The following is a 3,265-nucleotide window of genomic DNA, read 5'->3' as shown; positions in this document are numbered from 1 at the left end:
ATCCGAGCGGTTGTCAAGTTCCTTGCCTTCCATTTGTTCGGGGGATGAATAGGCTAAGGTTCCTAAATAATAGTTAGTTTGATCGCTGTCTGCTTGACGCAGTTTGGCAATCCCAAAGTCAAGAATCTTGGCTAACTGCCCGAGACTGGCGTCTTGCACCACTAAGATATTACTGGGTTTTATATCTCGATGGATAATCGGACAGATTTCGCCATCTACAGGGATGCCCTCGTGAGCGCACTGCAATCCCAAACAAATTTGGCGTGCTAAAGCTAAAAATTTAGGTAGAGCAAGAGGGCGGGAGCGAACTATCTCACTGAGGCTTTCTCCCTGAAGATATTCCATGACATAGAACGGAGTTTTATGTTCGTCCACGCCATAATCCATGACTCTGACAATATGGAGACTTTTTTGGCCTAACAAAGCACAGGTTTTCGCTTCTCGCTCGAAGCGTTCCTGCAACCGCAATTTCTGATTTTGAATTGTTAGGGAGAGAAACTTGACAGCGACGGGTACGCCTCCTAGTAAAACATCTTTAGCGCGATAAACCCGACCCATAGCCCCTGTCCCTATCAGCTCTGCTAGCTGATAGCGATTGTCAAGTAAGCGACCAATGTTCGGATCTGTCATTTTGGTGAAGCTCCACCTACAGAAGGAGCGTTAGTGTAATATAAGTGCCGAGAGTTGTTCCACAACCGGGTTGCCAGGGGAATTTATGCAAAATTTTACTCCTACGCCTGAGATGGAAAAAAAGGGTGTGAATCATCGGCCAACCGCAAGATGCGAAACTATACTGGCAAATGATGCAACCTTTACATTTCGGAGATTCCAAGCTGAAGCAGCAAGGGGGGAAGCTCCTTCTCAATTGCTAAGGTTTGCCTATAAAGTTTCAAACTAGAAGTGAAATTCAACTTCTGTCTGCGTGCTAAACCATACAGCTATGCGTGCAACTCAGTTGAACGAACAATAAGATCTACTATTCAAGGATAATTCTATTCTGGCTGACGCTCCAAGAGTGCTTCCATTGTGCTGGTTAGGTAATGGCCTGCCAAAATACTGCTGGAGATATAGTATTGGTTTTCCGTAACTCGGTGCAGAGTTTCAAAACCACTGCGGCGCTGGCGATCGCCCAGCACCCAGTAGCGCTGCACGATCGATTCTGGTGCTACCCAGCCTTCACCCTCCACTCGCCCTAGCAAACTGTGTTGTAGCACAAAAGTGTACTGGCGTTCGCCAGCATCCAAACGACCTCGGTATTGCAGGGCAATTTCTTCCCGATCGCTCTCTGGAAACATCAATTTGGTTACCATTGTGAACCAGTTGTCGCGACTCCATGCCACTAGAGTTAATCCTTTAACAGCTATGGGCATACCGTTGCGCTCAAGCCAGTTTCCCTGCAATCTCCAACGCCCTGCCTCAATTAAAAAGGTGTGAGCCACGCCCCTATTCCTTGTATCGATCGCTCACTGTCCGATCGCAAGCTCTATGCTAACACGCTACGGCGCTGTCACAGATTTAATTTCTCCGAGAAGTACGTCTTTTTGGGCACCAGTTACTTGCTTAAGATTACCGGGAATACCTAAATTTCGCCAGTAGGCTAAAACGGCAAAGGCGATCGCTTCTTTACAGTCGGCGTTCAAACCAACTTCATCTGTTGTCAGAACCGAGATAGAGGACACAGAAGATTGTTCCGCATCTCCTGAAAGATGGGTTTGCAGTCGGTTTTTTAGGTAAAGATTGCGACTGCCTCCACCGCATAACAGTACCTTATCCGGCATTTGAGGTAAGAAACTGCGATAACTGTCTGCGATCGAAGCTGCTGTGAGTTCCGTTAGGGTGGCCAGCAGGTCAGCCGAACTGAGCAAGTAATTTTCCGCATCTGCCAAACAGGTACGTAAAAAGTCCGCCCCGAATAGCTCTCTACCAGTAGATTTGGGCGGCGCTTGTCGGAAAAATTCGTGCTGGAGCCATTGCCTTACTAAGGGAATACAGGGAGTACCAGAAGCAGCCCAAGCACCATCTTTGTCGTAGGTTTTACTCCCGCCAGTTAGATGCTGCACTGCCAGGTCTAAAAGGGCGTTGCCGGGGCCAGTATCCCAGCCGCGTAGTTGGGAGAGCCAGTTACCCTGACGAGCTGGTAAGTAAGTTACGTTACCGATCCCACCGATGTTTTGAACGCACCGATTTTCGTTCGGATGACTCAGAAGAAAGGCGTCTATACGTGAGACTAGGGGGGCACCTTCACCGCCAGCAGCAATGTCGGCTACCCGAAAGTTATTTACAGTAGTAATACCCGTTACTTGGGCAATTAGTTCTCCTCGCCCCAATTGCAAGCTATATCCAAGGGGGGAATCTTTTAAATAATTAGATTTTTCCCCACTCCCCCGCTCAAGAGCTCCCCCGCTCCTAGAGGGTGGACGATGATAAACTGTTTGTCCGTGGGAGCCAATGAGCTGGGCTGGGGTGTGGTTAGATTGAATAGCTAAGGCGGCTTGCGCGAAGGATAGGCCGATCGCATCATCCAGTTCTGCGAATTCTGCCATTGAAATAGCTGCCCCACCGCAGATGGCTAAAATTTTTTCTCTGAGATCGGATGGGTAGGGATAGGTTTCCCCAGCTATAAGCTCGACTTTTAGATCGATATCCGTACCGGAAATTTCTACCAATGCGGCATCAATACCATCTACTGATGTCCCGCTGATTAAGCCAATTACGCGAGTCATTAGATTTCAAATTTTAGATTTCAGATTTTAAATTGTAAACTCAATCTAAAATCTAAAATTATTTAGATTTTGGTTTGAATGAAAGTAGTTTTTCCAGTTCGATTTCGCCTGAAATAGCTTGCGAAGCTTTCAGAATAGCGGCTAAGTCGAGGGAATTAGAGATAATAGTCGAAGAGCTGGTAGAGGTGACGGTTCCTGTGGCAAAGAGGGTTTCGTTGACCGAAAGAGTAGGGCAAGTTTGTTGCCAGATCGGAACCAGCAATTGCGGGTAGCGTCTTTCTAGGTCGGCAACCTTGCCTTTCGCACCCCAGTGGGCATAACCGTAGTAGGCTTTTATTGTATATTCTTGAGCGATGTACTGTTTATCCCATTCCAGGTAAAACCTGGCTGCCAGTTCGTTGGCAAGAAGTCCGAAAAACACTTAGCACCAGAACACATAAATGCTTGTGTGGACTGGTGCTAAATCGGGATCGTAATGCGGCACTAAACATCTTAGCCAAAGGCTTAGAAATGCTTGGCATAGTATTGCCAAATACGGTGGG

Annotated in this window: 3 protein-coding genes and 2 pseudogenes; 1 reads left to right on the top strand and 4 read right to left on the bottom strand. The window is 47.4% G+C overall.

The features are described from left to right. From H6S82_RS25485 to H6S82_RS25470, 4 genes and pseudogenes are all read right to left on the bottom strand, one after another. Positions 1-630: serine/threonine-protein kinase (locus tag H6S82_RS25485; RefSeq protein WP_191056908.1), on the bottom strand; the 630-nt coding region annotated here is incomplete at its 3' end. 362 nt (positions 631-992) lie between these two features. Beyond that, positions 993-1,439 carry a hypothetical protein gene (locus H6S82_RS25480; protein WP_190472782.1) on the bottom strand — a complete coding sequence of 149 codons (447 nt, stop codon included), beginning with the start codon at positions 1,437-1,439 and terminating at the stop codon, positions 993-995. Between the two features lie 57 nt (positions 1,440-1,496). Beyond that, positions 1,497-2,723, bottom strand: coding sequence for an anhydro-N-acetylmuramic acid kinase (locus H6S82_RS25475; RefSeq protein ID WP_191056907.1), 1,227 nt, complete (start codon positions 2,721-2,723; stop codon positions 1,497-1,499). Positions 2,724-2,802: 79 nt separating this feature from the next. Next, positions 2,803-3,129 (bottom strand): annotated as a pseudogene (locus H6S82_RS25470) (hypothetical protein); the annotation flags it as partial. A 2-nt stretch (positions 3,130-3,131) separates the two neighbouring features. On the opposite strand from H6S82_RS25470, the pseudogene H6S82_RS25465 reads away from it, so the two are divergent. Beyond that, positions 3,132-3,265: pseudogene (locus H6S82_RS25465) on the top strand (zinc ribbon domain-containing protein); the annotation flags it as partial.

It is taken from the genome of Planktothrix sp. FACHB-1355, from assembly GCF_014748295.1.
Classification (GTDB): domain Bacteria; phylum Cyanobacteriota; class Cyanobacteriia; order Cyanobacteriales; family Aerosakkonemataceae; genus Aerosakkonema; species Aerosakkonema funiforme_A.
Note: the sequence above shows the minus strand (reverse complement) of the source record. Positions and strands in the feature narration are given on the sequence as shown.

Coding starts and splice junctions, on each gene's coding strand:
- H6S82_RS25475 (WP_191056907.1), bottom strand. CDS start 2,723: ATGACTCGCGTAATTGGCTTAATCAGCGGGACATCAGTAGATGGTATT.